Source organism: Pseudoalteromonas sp. CF6-2, assembly GCF_021729425.1.
In the GTDB taxonomy this organism is placed as follows: Bacteria; Pseudomonadota; Gammaproteobacteria; order Enterobacterales; family Alteromonadaceae; genus Pseudoalteromonas; species Pseudoalteromonas arabiensis.
Genome location: NZ_CP091442.1, coordinates 546,229 through 563,782, shown reverse-complemented (window position 1 = coordinate 563,782; position 17,554 = coordinate 546,229). Strand labels below are relative to the sequence as shown.

The 17,554-nt window shown below is 40.8% G+C and carries 15 protein-coding genes; 9 read left to right on the top strand and 6 right to left on the bottom strand.

Annotation, left to right across the window (positions count from 1 at the left end; translation table 11 throughout):
* Positions 1–147: 147 nt before the first annotated feature.
* The 5 genes from aceF to ampD form a co-directional block, all read right to left on the bottom strand.
* Positions 148–2,040: a pyruvate dehydrogenase complex dihydrolipoyllysine-residue acetyltransferase gene (gene aceF, locus L3Q70_RS02675; RefSeq protein ID WP_237114814.1), complete on the bottom strand. Its 1,893-nt coding sequence runs from the start codon at positions 2,038–2,040 to the stop codon at positions 148–150.
* 9 nt (positions 2,041–2,049) lie between these two features.
* Positions 2,050–4,716: a pyruvate dehydrogenase (acetyl-transferring), homodimeric type gene (gene aceE, locus L3Q70_RS02670; RefSeq protein ID WP_062570072.1), complete on the bottom strand. Its 2,667-nt coding sequence runs from the start codon at positions 4,714–4,716 to the stop codon at positions 2,050–2,052.
* An 84-nt stretch (positions 4,717–4,800) separates the two neighbouring features.
* On the bottom strand, positions 4,801–5,550 hold the full coding sequence (gene pdhR, locus L3Q70_RS02665) for a pyruvate dehydrogenase complex transcriptional repressor PdhR (RefSeq protein ID WP_062570071.1): 750 nt from the start codon (positions 5,548–5,550) through the stop codon (positions 4,801–4,803).
* 352 nt (positions 5,551–5,902) lie between these two features.
* Entirely contained in the window at positions 5,903–6,754 is an 852-nt protein-coding gene (gene ampE, locus L3Q70_RS02660) for a beta-lactamase regulator AmpE (RefSeq protein WP_237114813.1), read from the bottom strand.
* A gap of 17 nt (positions 6,755–6,771) precedes the next feature.
* Positions 6,772–7,314 (bottom strand): 1,6-anhydro-N-acetylmuramyl-L-alanine amidase AmpD, encoded by a 543-nt coding sequence (gene ampD / locus L3Q70_RS02655; RefSeq protein WP_237114812.1) that lies wholly within the window; start codon positions 7,312–7,314, stop codon positions 6,772–6,774.
* Between the two features lie 151 nt (positions 7,315–7,465).
* Between ampD and nadC the strand changes: the two genes are divergently transcribed.
* The 7 genes from nadC to yacG all read left to right on the top strand — a co-directional run bounded on the left by nadC (position 7,466) and on the right by yacG (position 14,727).
* Complete coding sequence (nadC, locus tag L3Q70_RS02650) at positions 7,466–8,314, top strand: carboxylating nicotinate-nucleotide diphosphorylase (protein WP_237114811.1); 849 nt, start codon at positions 7,466–7,468, stop codon at positions 8,312–8,314.
* A 493-nt stretch (positions 8,315–8,807) separates the two neighbouring features.
* Positions 8,808–9,227, top strand: a complete 420-nt coding sequence (locus tag L3Q70_RS02645) for a pilin (protein ID WP_237114810.1) — start codon at positions 8,808–8,810, stop codon at positions 9,225–9,227.
* 229 nt (positions 9,228–9,456) lie between these two features.
* Entirely contained in the window at positions 9,457–10,686 is a 1,230-nt protein-coding gene (locus tag L3Q70_RS02640; protein WP_237114809.1) for a type II secretion system F family protein, read from the top strand.
* A 378-nt stretch (positions 10,687–11,064) separates the two neighbouring features.
* Entirely contained in the window at positions 11,065–11,961 is an 897-nt protein-coding gene (locus L3Q70_RS02635) for an A24 family peptidase (protein ID WP_276574952.1), read from the top strand.
* A 2-nt stretch (positions 11,962–11,963) separates the two neighbouring features.
* Positions 11,964–12,569, top strand: a complete 606-nt coding sequence (gene coaE / locus L3Q70_RS02630) for a dephospho-CoA kinase (protein WP_237114808.1) — start codon at positions 11,964–11,966, stop codon at positions 12,567–12,569.
* 174 nt (positions 12,570–12,743) lie between these two features.
* Positions 12,744–14,420 carry a type IV-A pilus assembly ATPase PilB gene (gene pilB / locus L3Q70_RS02625; protein WP_062570063.1) on the top strand — a complete coding sequence of 559 codons (1,677 nt, stop codon included), beginning with the start codon at positions 12,744–12,746 and terminating at the stop codon, positions 14,418–14,420.
* A 73-nt stretch (positions 14,421–14,493) separates the two neighbouring features.
* The gene (yacG, locus tag L3Q70_RS02620) at positions 14,494–14,727 is read left to right on the top strand and encodes a DNA gyrase inhibitor YacG (protein WP_062570062.1); all 234 of its coding nucleotides are present in this window, start codon (positions 14,494–14,496) and stop codon (positions 14,725–14,727) included.
* 49 nt (positions 14,728–14,776) lie between these two features.
* Here yacG and L3Q70_RS02615 read toward each other — a convergent pair whose 3' ends face one another.
* A complete protein-coding gene (locus L3Q70_RS02615) occupies positions 14,777–15,307 on the bottom strand; it encodes a Spy/CpxP family protein refolding chaperone (RefSeq protein ID WP_062570061.1) in 531 nt (176 codons plus the stop codon).
* A gap of 171 nt (positions 15,308–15,478) precedes the next feature.
* Between L3Q70_RS02615 and L3Q70_RS02610 the strand changes: the two genes are divergently transcribed.
* Positions 15,479–16,168, top strand: a complete 690-nt coding sequence (locus L3Q70_RS02610) for a response regulator transcription factor (RefSeq protein ID WP_062570060.1) — start codon at positions 15,479–15,481, stop codon at positions 16,166–16,168.
* A 1-nt stretch (position 16,169) separates the two neighbouring features.
* A complete protein-coding gene (locus tag L3Q70_RS02605; RefSeq protein WP_083515341.1) occupies positions 16,170–17,552 on the top strand; it encodes an ATP-binding protein in 1,383 nt (460 codons plus the stop codon).
* Positions 17,553–17,554 lie beyond the last annotated feature (2 nt).

Here is a 17,554-nt window from a genome sequence, read left to right as displayed (position 1 = left end):
TTAACTGCCATGTTTCTGCAAGGCAGAAAGGGAGAGCAGATATCTATACCAAGATTGTTCTATAGCAAAGATTGTATCATTGCCAATGGTAAAAATCCCAGCAAAAAACAACTTGCTGGGATTTGATTCTTATAATTTACGAGACGATTACATCACTAATTGACGGATATCGCTCATGTAGCTTGCTAGCGTCACAGTAAAGCGTGCTGCTAAGGCACCGTCAATTACCCTATGGTCGTATGACATTGATAATGGAACCATTAACTTAGGCTCAAATTCTTTGCCATTCCACTTAGGCTTCATCTCTGATTTAGAGACACCTAAAATTGCGACCTCAGGTGCATTCACGATAGGTGTAAATGCTGTACCACCGATACCACCAAGGCTTGAAATTGTGAAACAACCGCCTTGCATATCAGATGACGTTAGCTTGCCATCACGTGCTTTAGCCGACACCTCCATTAACTCACGAGAAAGTTCAATGATGCCTTTCTTATCAACATCTTTAAATACCGGAACAACTAGACCGTTTGGCGTATCAACGGCAACACCGATATTGATGTACTTCTTCAAGATTAAGCTTTCGCCATCTTCAGACAGTGAAGAGTTAAACGTTGGGAATTCAGCAAGTGCTTTAGCCGCCGCTTTCATCACAAATACCAGTGGCGTGATTTTAACACCTAGCTTTTTCTTCTCAGCAAGGGCGTTTTGCTCTTTACGGAATGCCTCTAAGCTTGTGATATCCGCTTCATCAAACTGTGTAACGTGCGGGATTTGTACCCAGTTACGGTGTAAGTTAGCACCTGAAAGTTTTTGAATACGAGAAAGTTTCTTCTCTTCGATTTCACCAAATTTAGCAAAATCAACTTTCGGCCAAGGGATAAGACCTAACTCACCGCCACCAGCATTGCCTTTGCCAGCATTACCTGATTCAACTTGCTTAACTAGCTCTTTCACATAGTTTTGCACGTCTTCTTTGACAACACGGTTTTTACGACCTGTGCCTTTTACGTTTGCTAGGTTAATACCAAACTCACGCGCTAAACGACGTACAACAGGCGATGCATGTGCATACGCTTTGTTATCCGCAAACTCTTCTTTGCTTGCTTTAGCCGCAGCTGGTTTTGCAGCAGGTGCAGATTCAGCTTTTGCCGCTGGTGCAGGTGCTGACTCTTTTTTAGCTTCTGGCGCTGCTTTAGCACTGCCAGCGACTTCAAATACAAAGATAAGTGAGCCAGTTGATACTTTATCGCCCGCTGCTACTTTGATTTCTTTAACTGTGCCAGCAAATGGCGCAGGTACTTCCATTGATGCTTTATCGCCTTCAACGTTTAAGATTGATTGATCTTCTTCAACCTTATCGCCAACAGCAACCATCACTTCGGTAACTTCAACTTCATCACCGCCGATATCAGGCACATTCACTTCTTTAGTGCTTGATGCGGTTTCAGCTGGCGCTTTTTCTGCTGGTGCAGACTCAGCAGCAGGGGCGTCAGAGCCACTTGATGCAGTTTCAAAAACGAAGATTAAAGAGCCAGTTTTCACTTTATCGCCAGTGGCGATTTTGATCTCTTTAACAGTACCTGCAAATGGTGCTGGTACTTCCATTGATGCTTTATCGCCTTCAACGCTCAGTAAAGATTGCTCTTCTTCAACCGTGTCACCTACCGCAACCATGATTTCAGTTACTTCAACTTCATCATCGCCGATATCTGGCACAGTCACTTCTTGTGACGCTGAACCTGAAGATTGCTTAGCAGGCTCTGCTTTAGCTTCTTCTTTTGTGTCAGAAGATGCAGAAGCTTGCTCTTCACCTTCGAAGATCATGATAAGTGAACCGGTTGTCACCGTGTCACCTTCAGCAACTTTAATTTCTTTAACCGTACCTGCTTGTGCAGCAGGTACTTCCATTGATGCTTTGTCGCCTTCAACCGTTAATAACGATTGATCAACCTCAACCTTATCGCCAACGCTAACAAGGATTTCGGTTACTTCAACTTCATCGCCACCGATATCTGGTACATTAATTTCAATACTCATTGGAACCTCTTATGCGTATAGCGGGTTTACTTTGTTTGTGTCGATGTCGAATTTCTTGATTGCTTCAACAACCACTGACTTTTCAACTTCACCACGTTTAGCAAGCTCAGATAATGTTGCAACCACAACATAGCCCGCATTAACTTCAAAGTGACGACGTAGGTTTTCACGGCTATCAGAACGACCGTAGCCATCTGTACCCAATACTTTATAGTTGCTGCTTGGTACAAATGAACGAACTTGCTCAGCATAGTTCTTCATGTAGTCTGTTGCTGCAACAGTCACAGAGTCACCTAATACATTGGTGATGTAAGCAGTTTTTTGCTCTGCTTCTGGGTTAAGCATGTTGAAACGCTCAGCGTCTTGACCGTCACGTGTTAGCTCATTGAATGAGGTTACAGAGAATACATCAGAACCAATGCCATACTCTTCGCTCAGGATCTGTGCTGCTTTACGCACTTCAATCATGATAGTACCTGAACCCAGTAACTGCACTTTTGCTTTATCACCAGCTACCGTTTCAAGTTTGTAGATACCTTTACGAATACCTTCTTCAGCGCCTTCAGGCATTGCTGGTTGATGGTAGTTTTCGTTCATTAGCGTTAGGTAGTAGAACACGTTTTCTTGGTCTTCGCCGTACATGCGACGAATACCGTCTTGCATGATGACCGCAACTTCGTATGCGAATGTCGGGTCATAAGAAATACAGTTAGGAACCGTGTTAGCAAGAATGTGGCTGTGACCATCTTCGTGCTGTAAACCTTCACCGTTTAGTGTAGTACGACCTGCCGTAGCACCAAGTAAGAAACCACGTGCTTGTTGGTCACCAGCCATCCACGCCATATCACCTACACGTTGGAAACCAAACATTGAGTAGTAGATGTAGAATGGGATCATTGGTAAATCGTTAGTGCTGTATGATGTTGCAGCAGCAACCCATGATGACATTGCACCTAATTCGTTGATACCTTCTTGTAGTACCTGACCTGATGTTGCTTCTTTATAGTAAGAAACGATGTCACGGTCTTGCGGCGTATAGTTTTGGCCATGCGGGTTATAAATACCGATTTGACGGAATAAACCTTCCATACCAAACGTACGCGCTTCATCAGCAATGATAGGAACGATGTTTTTACCAATGCCTTTGTCTTTTAGTAACACGTTAAGTGCACGTACAAAGCCCATTGTTGTAGAGATGTCACGTTTTTGCTCTTCAAGTAGTGGCTTGAACGCGTCAACTTCTGGCAATGTTAACGTTTCAGAAAACTTAGCAATACGCTTAGGTGTGTAACCTTGTAGCGCTTCACGACGCGCATGTAGGTACTTGTACTCTTCAGAGCCTTCTTCAAGTGTTAGATATGGTAAATCTTTAATTTCTTCATCAGACACTAAGTCTTGTAGACCTAAACGTGCACGTAGGTGCTCAACATGGGTCATATCCATTTTCTTAACTTGGTGCGCGATGTTTTTACCTTCAGCCGCTTCACCCATGCCGTAACCTTTTACAGTTTTAGCAAGGATAACCGTTGGACGGTCTTTGGTTTCTTCCGCTTTTTTGAATGCAGCGTAAAGTTTTGATGGCTCATGACCACCACGCTTAAGTGCGAAAATCTCTTCATCAGTCATATCAGCAACAAGCGCAGCTGTTTCTGGGTAACGACCGAAGAAGTGTTCACGAACGTATGCACCGTCTTTCGCTTTATATGTTTGGTAATCACCGTCAATGGTTTCGTTCATTAATTGTAGTAATTTACCTGTTGTATCTTTAGCAAGTAGGATATCCCAACCACTACCCCATACAACTTTAATTACGTTCCAACCTGCGCCTTTGAATAGGCCTTCAAGCTCTTGAATGATCTTACCATTACCCATTACTGGGCCGTCTAAACGCTGTAAGTTACAGTTGATTAGGTAACATAGGTTATCTAGCTTCTCACGGGCAGCGAATGAGATTGCACCACGTGATTCTGGCTCATCCATCTCACCGTCGCCTAAGAAAGCGTACACACGTTGGTTTTTAGTGTCTTTTAAGCCACGACCATCGAGGTATTTTAAGAAACGCGCTTGGTAGATAGATGCAATTGGACCAAGACCCATTGATACCGTAGGGAACTGCCAGAATTCAGGCATTAATTTAGGGTGTGGGTATGAAGGAAGACCTTTACCATCCACTTCTTGACGGAAGTTGTCAAGCTGCTCAGCCGTTAAACGACCTTCAACAAATGCACGGGCATAAATACCAGGAGAAATGTGGCCTTGATAATAAACTAAGTCACCGCCATCAACATCGTTTGGTGCTTTAAAGAAGTGGTTAAAACATACTTCATAGAATGCAGCAGAAGACTGGTAAGACGCCATATGGCCGCCTAAGTCTAGATCTTTTTTCGACGCACGTAATACGATCATGATCGCATTCCAACGGATGATTGAACGAATACGACGTTCAATGTTTACGTCACCTGGGTAAGCAGGTTCTTGATCTACCGGAATGGTATTAACGTAGTTAGTGGTTGTGCCAGTAGGCATATCAACACCGTCTAAACGGGCTTGCTCTAACACTTGCTCAAGTAAAAATTGAGCACGTTCTACACCTTCTTCACGCACAACAGATTCAAGGGCTTGTAACCACTCTTGTGTTTCTAGCGCGTCTACGTCAATTTTATTGACTTCAGACATATGGAGGTTTCCTTATGTTTAAAATACTAATTATTTTAATAAATCTTAAATTAAGTAGTTAACTAAACTTAGCTAATCACTTGCTTAATGTTGTTTGGTGCGTCTTAAACTACGTTCAATCCGCGAATGCTCTTTGCCAGCCTCAAGTAAGGCTTCTTCGATAAAGGCTAAGTGAGCATTACTAGCAAGACGTGCTTGCTCTGGGTTTCCTTCTATAACCGCATCCATCAAAAACTGTCTGTGCTCAGCAAGCTTTTGACTAATATGTGGTTTTTTTAACAATACAGTTAAATTTTGTAATACATTTTGTTCAAGCAATGCCTGCATACCGCGTACTAAATGCAGTAATACAACATTGTGTGATGCTTCAGCGACACTAAAATGAAAAGCATTAATTGCTTTCGCTTTTTGTACAATGTCATCATTCACAAGCGCAATATTGTCAAAACTCTGTTTTACTTTTTTGAAATCATTCGTCGTACCGCGCATAGCCGCATAGTAAGCAGCAATCCCCTCTAGTGCATGACGAAATTCAAGTAAATCAAATTGTGACTCGGGATGTTTACTAATCAAATCAAAGAGTGGATCAGTAAGCCCTTCTTCAAGCTGATTTTTTACAAATGTCCCACCACCCTGACGGCGCGTTACCAACCCCTTCGCCTCTAGCTTTTGAATCGCTTCGCGCAAAGAGGGACGCGACACTTCAAACTGTTTTGCTAACTCACGTTCAGGAGGCAACTTTTCGCCCGGTGCTAACGACCCCTCAAGAATCATATTCTCAAGTTGTTGTAAAATTACATCAGATAATTTTGCAGCTTTAATTTTTAAAGACATTTATCAACGTCCGCATTGTTTAATGCTAAGCCCACTAAATACAGGGTGTTTAGCCTTGCATCTTGACCAAAAGGTAAATTGGTCATACCAAATTTGATGCATACGTTATCAAAAAGCCGTATTTCTGTCAATTTCACACCCTTAGCGACTAGTTATACCCTAACTTAATTAGCCTAAAGATTAAACAGTATGGAATAAAGTGACTATTTCGGAAGAAAAAATAAATAAAAAAGAAATGGTCAGACCAGATAGCAAATTGCAAAAATACGAAATAAACCTGCTTGTAGCAGCGGGTTTACCCCGCGACACCTCGAAACAAATTTCAAAACCCAAACGCGATATAAAATCGCGACTACGCTAAGCCACCAAACAAGGTCAATGCGGCGATGATCACTAAAAAGAACAGGACGTTTCGTTTTATTAATTTCATCATACAGGTTGCTTCGTAAGTACAACCAAAATGTTGTTGTTCAATTTGTTCGGCTGCAAGGGCTGTTTGCGTCACTACTTTGCGGTTGCTTACTGAAAAATCTAAAACATACTTAAGCCAACAGCTGGTTCCTTTATTAAAGTTACCAATCACTAAGTAACCAAAGCTCGCAACACGTGCAGGTAACCAATCAAGCCAAAATAGTAATGTGTGAATAAGTTTGAAACGCTTTGCATAAATTACACGGTGGTCATCTCGTACTTTATCAGCATAAGTACGTACTAAAGCGTACAACACAGCACCTGGCACACCTAAAATGACAAACCAAAATATCACTGCGCAATAAAACCGAAAGTTAAGCCATGCTAATGTCTGGCCGAAGGTTTCGCCTTGCGGCTCATCTTCAAGCTTCTTTTGCCCGATTTGTAGTGCATATAAACTTGCCGCTTCAAGGTCACTGCGCGTTAATGCATTCAAGTACGACTTATAAAGTGCCCGCTGTTTAGCACAGCCAAAACACACTAACAACACCACAACATTAATCGCTAATTGCCAAACAATTGAATCAGACAACTGAAAAACAACGGCAATTGCAAGTACTGGTAACATCAGCCAAATTAAAAAACCGATTGGAGAGTAAAATAATCCCTTCTTAGACAGCTGCTTATTTGAAAGCGTCAGGTAACTATTTGCATAATGACTAATTTGCCAATAATCAGCACGCGCGCCCAAACGCTCTATGACTAGCGCAATAATGATTGAAATTAAGATCATCTTGTTACCTATTTCCTTTAAAACACTAAATCAAAATAATATTGCCAATCGAAGCACTCACCAGGATCCGTCTTGCGACCAGGAGCAATATCGCAATGCCCAACAATGCGTGAGCGTGTAATAGCTGGATACTTATAAATTAACGCCTTTGTTAGTGATTGTAATGCATTATATTGTGCTTGGGTATAGGGGGTTGTATCTGTTCCTTCAAGCTCAATACCCACGCTAAAATCGTTACACTGCTCTCGCCCTTCAAACATTGACACACCGGCATGCCAAGCTCGCTTTTCAAAAGGCACATATTGAATAACCTCACCTGTACGACGAATAAAACAATGAGCCGAGACTCGAAGTCCCTGTAAATCACTAAACGTTTCATGGGCATTACAATCAATACAGCCCATAAATAAATCATCAACATAAGGGGTTAAAAACTGCCCTGCTGGCAATGAAATATTATGTATAACAAGCAATGAGACTTCACCGTGTGGGCGTTCATCGCAATGGCTAGATGGGCGCTGTAATACCGTGTTTAATCGACCTAGGTCATCTATATACATATTAAAAACTAACCATGACAAGAAAGTTAAACAGTGTAATGGCTTAACAACCTTGGGTCTAGTTGCCAAAAACAAGCAAGCCTATATCTTCTAATCAAGAGTTAAACATAGTAAAATTTTGCTAACTTCTTACTACACAATGAGCTTTGACATGTCTGTTCCCCACTCTTTAATTAGCCAGTTAGTTAAACTTGCGCTAGATGAAGACCTTAATTACCAATCAGCAAATGACGGTGATATCACCGCACAGCTTATTCCAGAAAATGAACAAGCCAATGCCAAAGTTATTACCCGCGAAGACTGCGTGTTTTGTGGTAAAGACATCATTTTAGAAGTGTTTAAACAGGTCGATGAATCTGTAAAGGTGGATGTGTTAGTCAACGATGGCGACACCGTTGCAGCCAACAGTACCTTATTTACAGCCAGTGGTTCTGCCCGCGCGATTTTAACAGCCGAGCGTACAGCACTTAACTTTGTGCAAACACTCTCAGGCACAGCCACAACCACAGCACATTATGTAAAAGAACTTGTTGGCACCACAACTCAATTATTGGATACCCGAAAAACCATTCCAGGCTTACGCGCACTACAAAAATATGCAGTAAAATGCGGTGGCGGCGCCAATCATCGAATTGGATTGTTCGACGCATTCCTTATTAAAGAAAACCACATTGCGGCTTGCGGTGGCATTGATAAAGCGGTTGCTCAAGCTAAATTGAATCACCCAAGCAAACCTGTTGAAGTTGAAGTTGAATCTTTAAATGAGCTTGAGCAAGCTATTGATGCTGGCGCTGATATCATCATGCTTGATAACTTTAGCGTTGAACAAATTCAACAAGCAGTGGTAATAACTGACAAACGTGCCAAGTTAGAAGTGTCTGGCAATATGACCCTTGAAACACTGAAAACCTACTCACAAGCAGGGGTTGATTTTATATCAAGCGGTGCACTTACAAAAAATTTACAATCAATCGACTTATCAATGCGTTTTAACGCCTAATCCTTCTTTATTTGCGTATTTAATCTTTACCTAATTCGTTGACACCGTAATAAAAAAAGCATTAAATACGCAAAAAGCCTGAGCTGGTAACAAAAAATATATATTTAATTAGAACTTTGAGACTGTATAAGCCAACTCACTCTGCAGTAAAGTAAAGATTGCAATTAACTCAACAAGTTATAACAAAACAATTTTATTTACACGTTATTACAGGGATCCGCTTAAAACGTGATCCGTCTCAAACTAAAGTAGGAAAGTTCTGAAAAACCAGCTAGCTAGCGGGAAAACAGCTTCCAAAAACATTTATAAATGCTAAAGTAAATTTACATACGCTGAATAAGCAAAAATTTAGGATAGTCTGTTTACAAACAGGCTGTTTGATTGAAATTTTAAGTAAAACTGTAAGATTTATTCTGTAGATTAAGCATTAATTTTACAATGCTGAAGCAACAGCTAAACTTACAACACATCATATCCTTTAGGAGAGGAACAAATGACACAACAAAAGCAACAGGGTTTCACCCTAATTGAATTAATGATTGTAGTAGCAATCATCGGTATTTTGGCTGCAGTAGCACTGCCTGCTTACTCTGATTATCAAGCTTCTTCAAAGCTGACAGCTGGTTTAGCTGAGATTACAGGTGCTAAGACAGAATTCGAACTTAAGAAAAATAATGGCGAAACAATAAATACCGTGGCAGATCTGAAAAGCATCAAAAATGCTTCAACAAAAAACTGCACAATAACTGCCACTGATACTACACTTGTTTGCACTGTAGTAAATGCACCTTCTCAAGTAAATGGAGCAGCTATTACATGGACAAGATCAGCAACTACGGGTGAGTGGACATGCGCCACTACTGGTATTACTGGTGATAAAACTTTGGCTCCTAAAAGCTGCCCACAAGCTTAATAGAGTAAAGAGGGTGCCTCATTGGCCCCCTCTTTATCATTAAACAACTCCAAACGCCTTCAAAACATTAAATTAATTTAACTAATAACGCATATTAATTAATATGCTAATGCATTGATACGCTACCTGATATTGATAACTTTAGAATTGATAACCGAAAGCTTAGTATTGAGTCGGAATACACTGTTATTTATGACATTGAGCACTATTATAGAGTAAGGTTTTCTCGATGAAAAAAACACAAGAAAACAAAGATATTGATACCTTTCAGTGGGTTGGTGTTAATGCCAGAGGTAAAAAGCTGGAGGGTGAATTATCGGGACAAAGTGTTGCTTTAATCAAAGCTCAATTACGTAAACAAGGCATTACCCCGTCAAAAGTAAAGCGTAAGCCAAAACCTTTATTTGGTATAAAAAGCATTCAAAAAATTACCGCAAAAGATATTGCTCTTGTAACGAGACAGATAGCTACAATGTTAATGGCCGGTGTGCCACTCATTCAATCTATCGAATTAATTGCATCTGGCGCTAAGAACAAAAGTATAACAAAGCTTATGGAGGACATTGGCGACGAAGTCAAGGCTGGTGCTCCATTATCCCAAGCTCTTCGCAAACATCCCCGCTATTTTGATGATTTATATTGTGATTTAGTAGCCTCAGGTGAGCAATCGGGTGCTCTTGATAAAATATTTGACCGTGTTGCGCTTTATAAAGAAAAAGCCGAAGCGCTAAAATCAAAAATTAAAAAAGCCATGTTTTACCCTATTGCGGTGTTAGTGGTGGCTTTAATTGTCACCTCTATCCTACTTATTTTTGTGGTACCGCAATTCCAAGATATTTTTAACGGCTTTGGCGCAGAGCTTCCCGCATTTACCTTGATGGTGATCGGTATTTCAGAGTTTATGCAAGAATACTGGTGGATGATACTTATCGCGCTAGTTGCTTTTGGATATGCCTATAAAGAAGCCCTTTTAAAAAGTAAAAAACTCAGAGATGCCAACGACAGAGCGATATTAAAGCTCCCTGTTGTAGGTATGATTTTAAATAAGGCAGCGGTTGCGCGCTACGCACGGACACTCTCAACCACCTTTGCAGCTGGTGTGCCATTGGTTGATGCCTTAGATTCAGCGGCCGGTGCCTCGGGTAATGCTGTGTATCGCTACGCTATTTTAGAAATTAAAGCCGAGGTGAGCTCAGGTAATCAAATGAACTGGGCCATGCGTAACTCAAAAATATTCCCCGACATGGTTGTACAAATGGTCGCTATTGGCGAAGAGTCAGGCTCATTAGATGGGATGCTTGCCAAAGTCGCGACTATTTACGAGCAAGAAGTTGATGATGCGGTCGATGGCCTTTCAAGTTTACTTGAGCCTTTAATAATGGCTGTATTAGGTGTGCTTGTTGGCGGTTTAATTGTGGCTATGTATTTACCAATTTTCCAATTAGGTTCTGTTATCTAGTTACCATTCGGGTGTGGTTAATTAAACGCGATGTAAAATCGCGACTACGCCCTTGTAGCAGCGGGTTTATCCCGCGACAATGTATAAAGCACATTGGCCATAGCAATTTAAACGCGATATAAAATCGCGACTACGTCCATGTAGCAGCGGGTTTACCCCGCGACTATGTATAAAGCACATTGGTACTGGTAATTAAACGCGATATAAAATCGCGACTACGCCCTTGTAGCAGCGGGTTTACCCCGCAACAATTTATAAAGCGTATTGGTAATGACAATTTAAACGCGATATAAAATCGCGACTACGCCCATGTAGCAGTGGGTTTACCCCGCGATAGTTTATTGCGCTTGTGATGCACAAAAAGTTTTAGGTAGTTTAATGCAAAATTTCTTTCTTGATATTGCCACTGTAATGCAAAGCCAACCGTGGTTTTATTTTTTAACTGTTGGGCTGGTTAGCCTGTGTATTGGCAGTTTTTTAAATGTGGTAATTTATAGGTTACCACTGATGATGAAACGAGAATGGCAATCGGAATGCCGTGTTTTATTAGCTGATGAATTACCATCTCAAAATACCACAGAGCAGGCACCGTTTAATTTAGTTACACCAAATTCGACCTGTCCAAAATGCAAATCACCTATTAAGGTGTGGCAGAATATTCCTGTTATTAGTTGGTTATTACTTAAAGGTCGCTGTGACAGTTGTAAAACAGCGATTTCTGTACGCTACCCAATCATAGAAATGCTCACTGCAGGGTTAAGCCTTGTGGTGGCATCACTCTTTGGTGCGACAGAGCTTGCCTTACTTTATATTTTCATTACTTGGGTACTTATTGCTTTAACATTTATTGATATCGATCATATGTTACTCCCCGACCAACTCACTCTTCCACTGGTGTGGCTCACCCTCATTGCAGCAGTCATGGATATCACCATTGCCCCTTCTGACGCCATTATTGGCGCAGCCGTTGGTTACTTGAGTTTGTGGAGTGTTTATTGGTTATTTAAGCTAGCAACCGGTAAAGAAGGTATGGGATATGGTGACTTTAAGCTTTTAGCTGTATTTGGTGGCTTACTAGGTTGGCAATCAATCTTAACCATTGTATTGCTTTCAAGTGTGGTGGGCGCAATCATTGGTATTGCTCAAATTATTCTGCAAGGTAAAGATAAAACGACCCCGATTCCATTTGGCCCTTACCTTGCGATTGCTGGCTGGGTTACTTTACTGTGGGGTGAACAAATACAAGCTTACTACTTTAGCTATTTAGGTCACTAACTATGGCAAATTGGGTATTGGGGTTAACTGGCGGTATTGGCTCAGGTAAAAGTGCAATCAGTGAGATGTTCGAAAAGCTATCAATCACGGTGGTTGATGCAGATATTGTTGCCAGAGAAGTAGTGCTACCGGGTTCACTAGGGTTAAAGCAGATAACAGCCCATTTTGGTGAAGACATTTTAACCTCAGAAGGTACACTAGATAGAGCAAAACTTCGTGCAATTATTTTCGAAAATGAAGCCGAGAAACAGTGGTTAAATGCTTTAATGCACCCACTAATTAGGGAGTCAATGCTTACGCAATTAGCGCAGGCCACCAGCGATTATGTGATACTCGTTGCTCCTTTGTTATTTGAAAATGGTCTTGAACAGTATTGCTCACATACTTTATTAATAGATGTGCCTGTTGATGTGCAAATAGCCAGAACAACGGCCCGCGATAAAGTATCAATCGAACAAGCGAAGCAAATTATCGCATCGCAAATGTCGCGCGAAAATAAGCAACAAAAAGCAAACGATATTTTAGATAATAATCGCCCATTAACCGAGGTTGCCAATGACGTTAAAGCACTTCACCAAGGCTATTTGCAGTTAAGTGCCATGAGTTAATATGGCGTGGTTTTAACCTCAATTAAAGTTAAGAATAAATAACTAGCACAACTTATAAATAACTGACTTTATAGTGAATTTATTTGGCTATTTTGCCGAAATAGACAAGACTCATGTTACACCCTTCTTTTTTCTGATAGATTGTGACAAAAAAAGGATCAACCAAGGTGCGCAATGAATATTAACTCACCGTTACTTAGAAAATTTATTACTCTTGGCCGTATTGACGCAGAAACAGTAAAACTCAAGCAGCGTGAATATAACTCTACGGCTGAGCTTATTTCTAAAAGCTGCCAGATTGATGGCCATGAGCTTGCGGAGCAGTGCACCGATCTTTTTCGCGTTCCTTATTTTGATATTAAAGATTTTGATGTCTCGCTTATCAGTGAAGAGCTGATAAAAGAAAAGCTAATTCGCGAACATCACATTCTACCGCTCATTAAAAAGGGCCGTAAACTTTATATTGCAGCCTCTGACCCTACTGACTACGGCGCATTTGAAAACTTTGAATTTAGTACAGGGTTATCATGTGAAGTGGTAGTGGTTGATTACAACCAGTTAGAAAATAAAATAGAACAACTGCTGGATGCAACAGGTGGTCTGCACTTAAGCGAAGATGAATTTAAAGAACTGGGCGATCTAGAAACTGAAAAACCTAAAGATATTTCAGGCAGTGATGAAGACAAAGACGATGCCCCTATCATCGTCTACATCAATAAAATATTGATGGACGCCATTAAAAAAGGCGCATCCGATTTACACTTTGAACCTTATGAACACCGCTATCGAGTGCGCTTTCGTATTGATGGCATCTTACATGAAATGGCCAGTCCGCCGAATAGCTTAGCAAGTCGTTTATCAGCACGTATCAAAGTGATGTCTCGCTTAGATATTGCAGAAAAACGTAAACCTCAAGATGGTCGCATTAAACTAAAAATAACAGAGCGAAAAAGTATCGATTTTCGTGTCAGTACCTTACCAACTCTTTGGGGCGAGAAAATCGTTATGCGTATTCTCGACTCATCAAGTGCCATGCTCGGTATTGATGTACTCGGTTATGAACCAGAGCAGAAAAAACTCTACATGGATGCCCTTGAGCAACCACAAGGTATGATATTGGTAACCGGCCCAACGGGTTCTGGTAAAACCGTATCGCTTTATACTGGTTTAAATATTCTCAACCAGCCTGAGCGCAATATCAGTACCGCCGAAGATCCCGTTGAGATCAATCTTGAAGGCATTAACCAAGTGCAAATCAATCCAAAAGCAGATATGACCTTTGCCAATGCCTTGAAAGCCTTCTTACGACAAGATCCCGATGTGGTTATGGTGGGTGAGATCCGTGACCTTGAAACTGCTGAAATCTCAATCAAAGCAGCACAAACAGGCCACTTGGTTTTATCTACTTTGCATACTAACTCGGCACCAGAAACCTTAACCCGTTTATTAAATATGGGTGTGCCTGCGTATAACGTAGCAAGCTCAATTAGTCTTATCATTGCACAGCGTCTAGCGCGTCGTTTATGCCCTAAATGCAAGACCCCAGAAAAGCTCCCCGATGAAGAGCTTATTCGCCAAGGTTTTGATAAAGACACATTAAGTGAAATTCAATTATTTGCACCTAAAGGGTGCGACAGTTGTACCGAAGGCTATAAAGGCCGTGTTGGTATTTATGAAGTTATGCAGATCACACCTGAAATAGCGCAAATTATTATGCGTGGTGGTAATTCGCTTGAAATTGCAGAGGTGGCGCTTAAATCTGGCTTTAATAACTTAAGACTGTCGGGGTTAAAAAAAGCAGCAGATGGTGTTACCTCTTTGGCTGAAGTAAATCGTGTGACGAGTTTTTAACTCGTGACTCGATTCTCACGCTGAGCTTTAGTAAGATCACCTAAAATGCATAAGCTTAATTGAGAAGAAAACCATGCCAACAGTTGTAAACTGCCCAACATGTAAAGCAAAAGTCGAATGGTCAGAACACAGTCCGCACCGCCCTTTTTGTTCAAAACGCTGCCAGCTCATTGATCTAGGTGAATGGTCGTTTGAGAATAATAAAATATCGAGCCCTATTAGCAGTGCCAATGAGCTAAACCAAGATATGATTGAGGATATCGAAGCCATGCTTGCTAAAAATGATGACTCGTTTTTTAAAGAATAGTTTTCAAGCTCAAAATGTAAAAATGCGGCATTTAAGCCGCATTTTTTAATTATTTACTGTCTGAACGTTTATCTTTGCGCTCGCCATGTGGACGATGTTGACCTTTCTTGTGGGCTTTTTTACGCATATGCTTTTTAATTTCTTTGTAACTTTCACGCTGCTCAGCATTAAGAACTTGCCAAATAGCATGCTCTGATTTTAGTTTAATCAAAGCAGCTTGTTGTGTTTTTTCTTCACGCGCTTTAATCAATTCCATTGCTGCATTTTCATCAAACGCTTGAGTTGCAAGAAGCACATCCATCTTTTCTTTATAAGCCGCACGATTAGCTTTCATGGTTTCTTTATCACCATGCAGTGCTTTAAATTGCGTTTTTTGCTCAGCAAAAATAGCTTTTAGCTGCGTTTGCTGATCTTCAGTCAGTTGTAATTTATCAATGCCACGCTCAGATAATAAAAAACGCGCGTGTGGGTTCATGCCACGGTGCATATCCCCTTTTGCCATAACAGGAGTTGCAGCAACACTGGCTGCTGCTAAACCACAAACAAATACGAATTTAGAAAGCTTATTTGAAATAGTCATAATCATTACCTTTTGTTGGGTTGTGCTCAATGCTTGTTTTGAGCTGATGAGTTAACTATACAAAGTTCAATGCAAAGGAACGCAAACCAGTGTAAAGGTTATGTAAAGATTCACTTTTACACAATTTACTAAGTAGAATAACCTTATAGAAACGAATAAGTAGGTGTCAGAATGAAACTATTAATGATCGACGACGATACAGGGTTGTGCGAACTACTCAGCGAGTACTTAACCGCACAAGGGTTTGCAGTAGATTGTTTTCATGATGGTGCTGAAGGCTTAGCGCACGCTCTTAATCACAATTACGAACTTATTTTACTTGATGTCATGCTACCATCTATGGACGGCTTTGAAGTGTTAAAACAACTTCGTCAGAAAAAGCTCACGCCTGTTATTATGCTGACCGCTAAAGGCGAAGACTTCGACCGTATTTTTGGCTTAGAGCTCGGTGCTGATGACTACATCCCTAAACCCTTTAACCACAGAGAGTTACTAGCTCGCGTAAAAGCGATAACTCGTCGTATTGAACACATTAATAGCTTATCGCAGCAGCAAACAAGCTCCCTAAGTGTAAATAGCATTCATATTAACCTTGCCACTCGCGAAGCCTCTGTGAATGAAAACACATTGAGTCTGACAGGCACTGAGTACGAGATTTTGGCCATGCTAGTTCAGCATGCAGGAGAAGTCATAAGTAAAGAGCAAATAAGCGAACAAGTGCTCGGCAGACGCCTTGCTCCCTTTGATCGCTCAATCGACATGCACGTCAGCAATATTCGTAAAAAAATTGCTGAGCATGTAAATAATGAACGTATTAAAACAATGCGTGGTAGCGGCTATGTGTTGATTCAAGGCGAGTAATATGAAGACACCTGATTGGTTTAAAAAACCACGTCATTATTTATTTTTAAAGATTTTTGCTTGGTTTTGGGTAACGGTTATCGCCACAATTACCACCTTAGTATTTTTAAGCAAATTAACCAGCAACGTAGGTAATGATGAGCTTCGCGGCCCCATGCTTAAAAACTTGCAATATACGGCAAAAAGTATTGAGCGTATTGTGGCTAAACATGGCAAATCAACACAAGAAGTCATTTCACATCCCCGCCTATCGAAACACAAGTTATTGTATTTAAATGGTGAAGTGCATGGTGTAGAAATGCTCAGTGAGCCTATTTCTAAGGACATAGACTTAAGTTTATTAAACTTTACCAAGCGTATGTCACCACAAATTATCTTTACCGATGAATACCAAGCTTATGGGCCTGTAAAAATCGATGTGCCAGAAGGAACATTTTTCCTTTATGAAATAGATGAAAAACGTAAAAAGCCCTTCTTTGTTGGTCTTTGGCTTATGCCAACGTGGTTAAAAATCATTATTGCGGTAATCGCCTCACTTATGTTGAGCTTTTTCTTTAGCCGCAATCTGATAGCCCCTATCAACAGCCTTAAAGAAACAGCCAATAAGCTTGCACATGGCGACTTAACGGCACGTGCTGATATCTCTAATTCACGACAAGATGAGTTGGGCGTATTAGGGCGCGACTTTAATACAATGGCAACACAGCTTGAGCAATTAATTAGTGCGCAAAAACGTTTACTTGCAGATATTTCTCATGAGTTACGTTCTCCGTTAACGCGTCTTAAAATGGCAACAGGCCTTGCACAGATGCAAGCAGAAGATGCACAACAAGCCTATTTAGAGCGTATTGAAAAAGAGGCGAATCAGCTTGATAAAATGATTGCAGATGTTTTACAGGTATCTCGCCTTGAAGCAAAAAGTCAGACTTTATCGCTAAGTACACAGTCGATACAGGTTATTATTGATCATGTTTTAAATGATGTTCGCTTTGAGGCAAACCAGTGTAATAAGCACCTCAGCGTTGAGGGAAAAATTGAAAAAGAAGTGCCTTGTGATGAAACACTCATCGCCAGTGCACTTGAGAATGTGCTACGTAATGCAATTAAATATGCTACTCAACACATTCATCTAATACTGTCTGAATCTGATGCGATTTACATTACCATTTGTGACGACGGTAAAGGGGTTGATGAAGCCAACCTTGAAAGATTATGCGAACCTTTCTTTCGTCAAGAGCATGCTAGGGATAGAAATACAGGAGGTACAGGTTTAGGGCTTGCGATTGCCAAAAATGCAATTTCAGCCCATGATGGTACGCTCATACTCGAAAACCAAGAACAAGGCGGGCTTTGCGTTAAAATTCGCCTGCCAATAAAGAGCTAAGT

Coding starts and splice junctions, on each gene's coding strand:
- aceE (WP_062570072.1), bottom strand. CDS start 4,716: ATGTCTGAAGTCAATAAAATTGACGTAGACGCGCTAGAAACACAAGAG.
- ampE (WP_237114813.1), bottom strand. CDS start 6,754: ATGATCTTAATTTCAATCATTATTGCGCTAGTCATAGAGCGTTTGGGC.
- L3Q70_RS02635 (WP_276574952.1), top strand. CDS start 11,065: ATGCAAAATTTCTTTCTTGATATTGCCACTGTAATGCAAAGCCAACCG.
- L3Q70_RS02615 (WP_062570061.1), bottom strand. CDS start 15,307: ATGACTATTTCAAATAAGCTTTCTAAATTCGTATTTGTTTGTGGTTTA.
- aceF (WP_237114814.1), bottom strand. CDS start 2,040: ATGAGTATTGAAATTAATGTACCAGATATCGGTGGCGATGAAGTTGAA.
- L3Q70_RS02605 (WP_083515341.1), top strand. CDS start 16,170: ATGAAGACACCTGATTGGTTTAAAAAACCACGTCATTATTTATTTTTA.
- pdhR (WP_062570071.1), bottom strand. CDS start 5,550: ATGTCTTTAAAAATTAAAGCTGCAAAATTATCTGATGTAATTTTACAA.
- nadC (WP_237114811.1), top strand. CDS start 7,466: ATGTCTGTTCCCCACTCTTTAATTAGCCAGTTAGTTAAACTTGCGCTA.
- L3Q70_RS02645 (WP_237114810.1), top strand. CDS start 8,808: ATGACACAACAAAAGCAACAGGGTTTCACCCTAATTGAATTAATGATT.
- ampD (WP_237114812.1), bottom strand. CDS start 7,314: ATGTATATAGATGACCTAGGTCGATTAAACACGGTATTACAGCGCCCA.
- pilB (WP_062570063.1), top strand. CDS start 12,744: ATGAATATTAACTCACCGTTACTTAGAAAATTTATTACTCTTGGCCGT.
- L3Q70_RS02610 (WP_062570060.1), top strand. CDS start 15,479: ATGAAACTATTAATGATCGACGACGATACAGGGTTGTGCGAACTACTC.
- yacG (WP_062570062.1), top strand. CDS start 14,494: ATGCCAACAGTTGTAAACTGCCCAACATGTAAAGCAAAAGTCGAATGG.
- L3Q70_RS02640 (WP_237114809.1), top strand. CDS start 9,457: ATGAAAAAAACACAAGAAAACAAAGATATTGATACCTTTCAGTGGGTT.
- coaE (WP_237114808.1), top strand. CDS start 11,964: ATGGCAAATTGGGTATTGGGGTTAACTGGCGGTATTGGCTCAGGTAAA.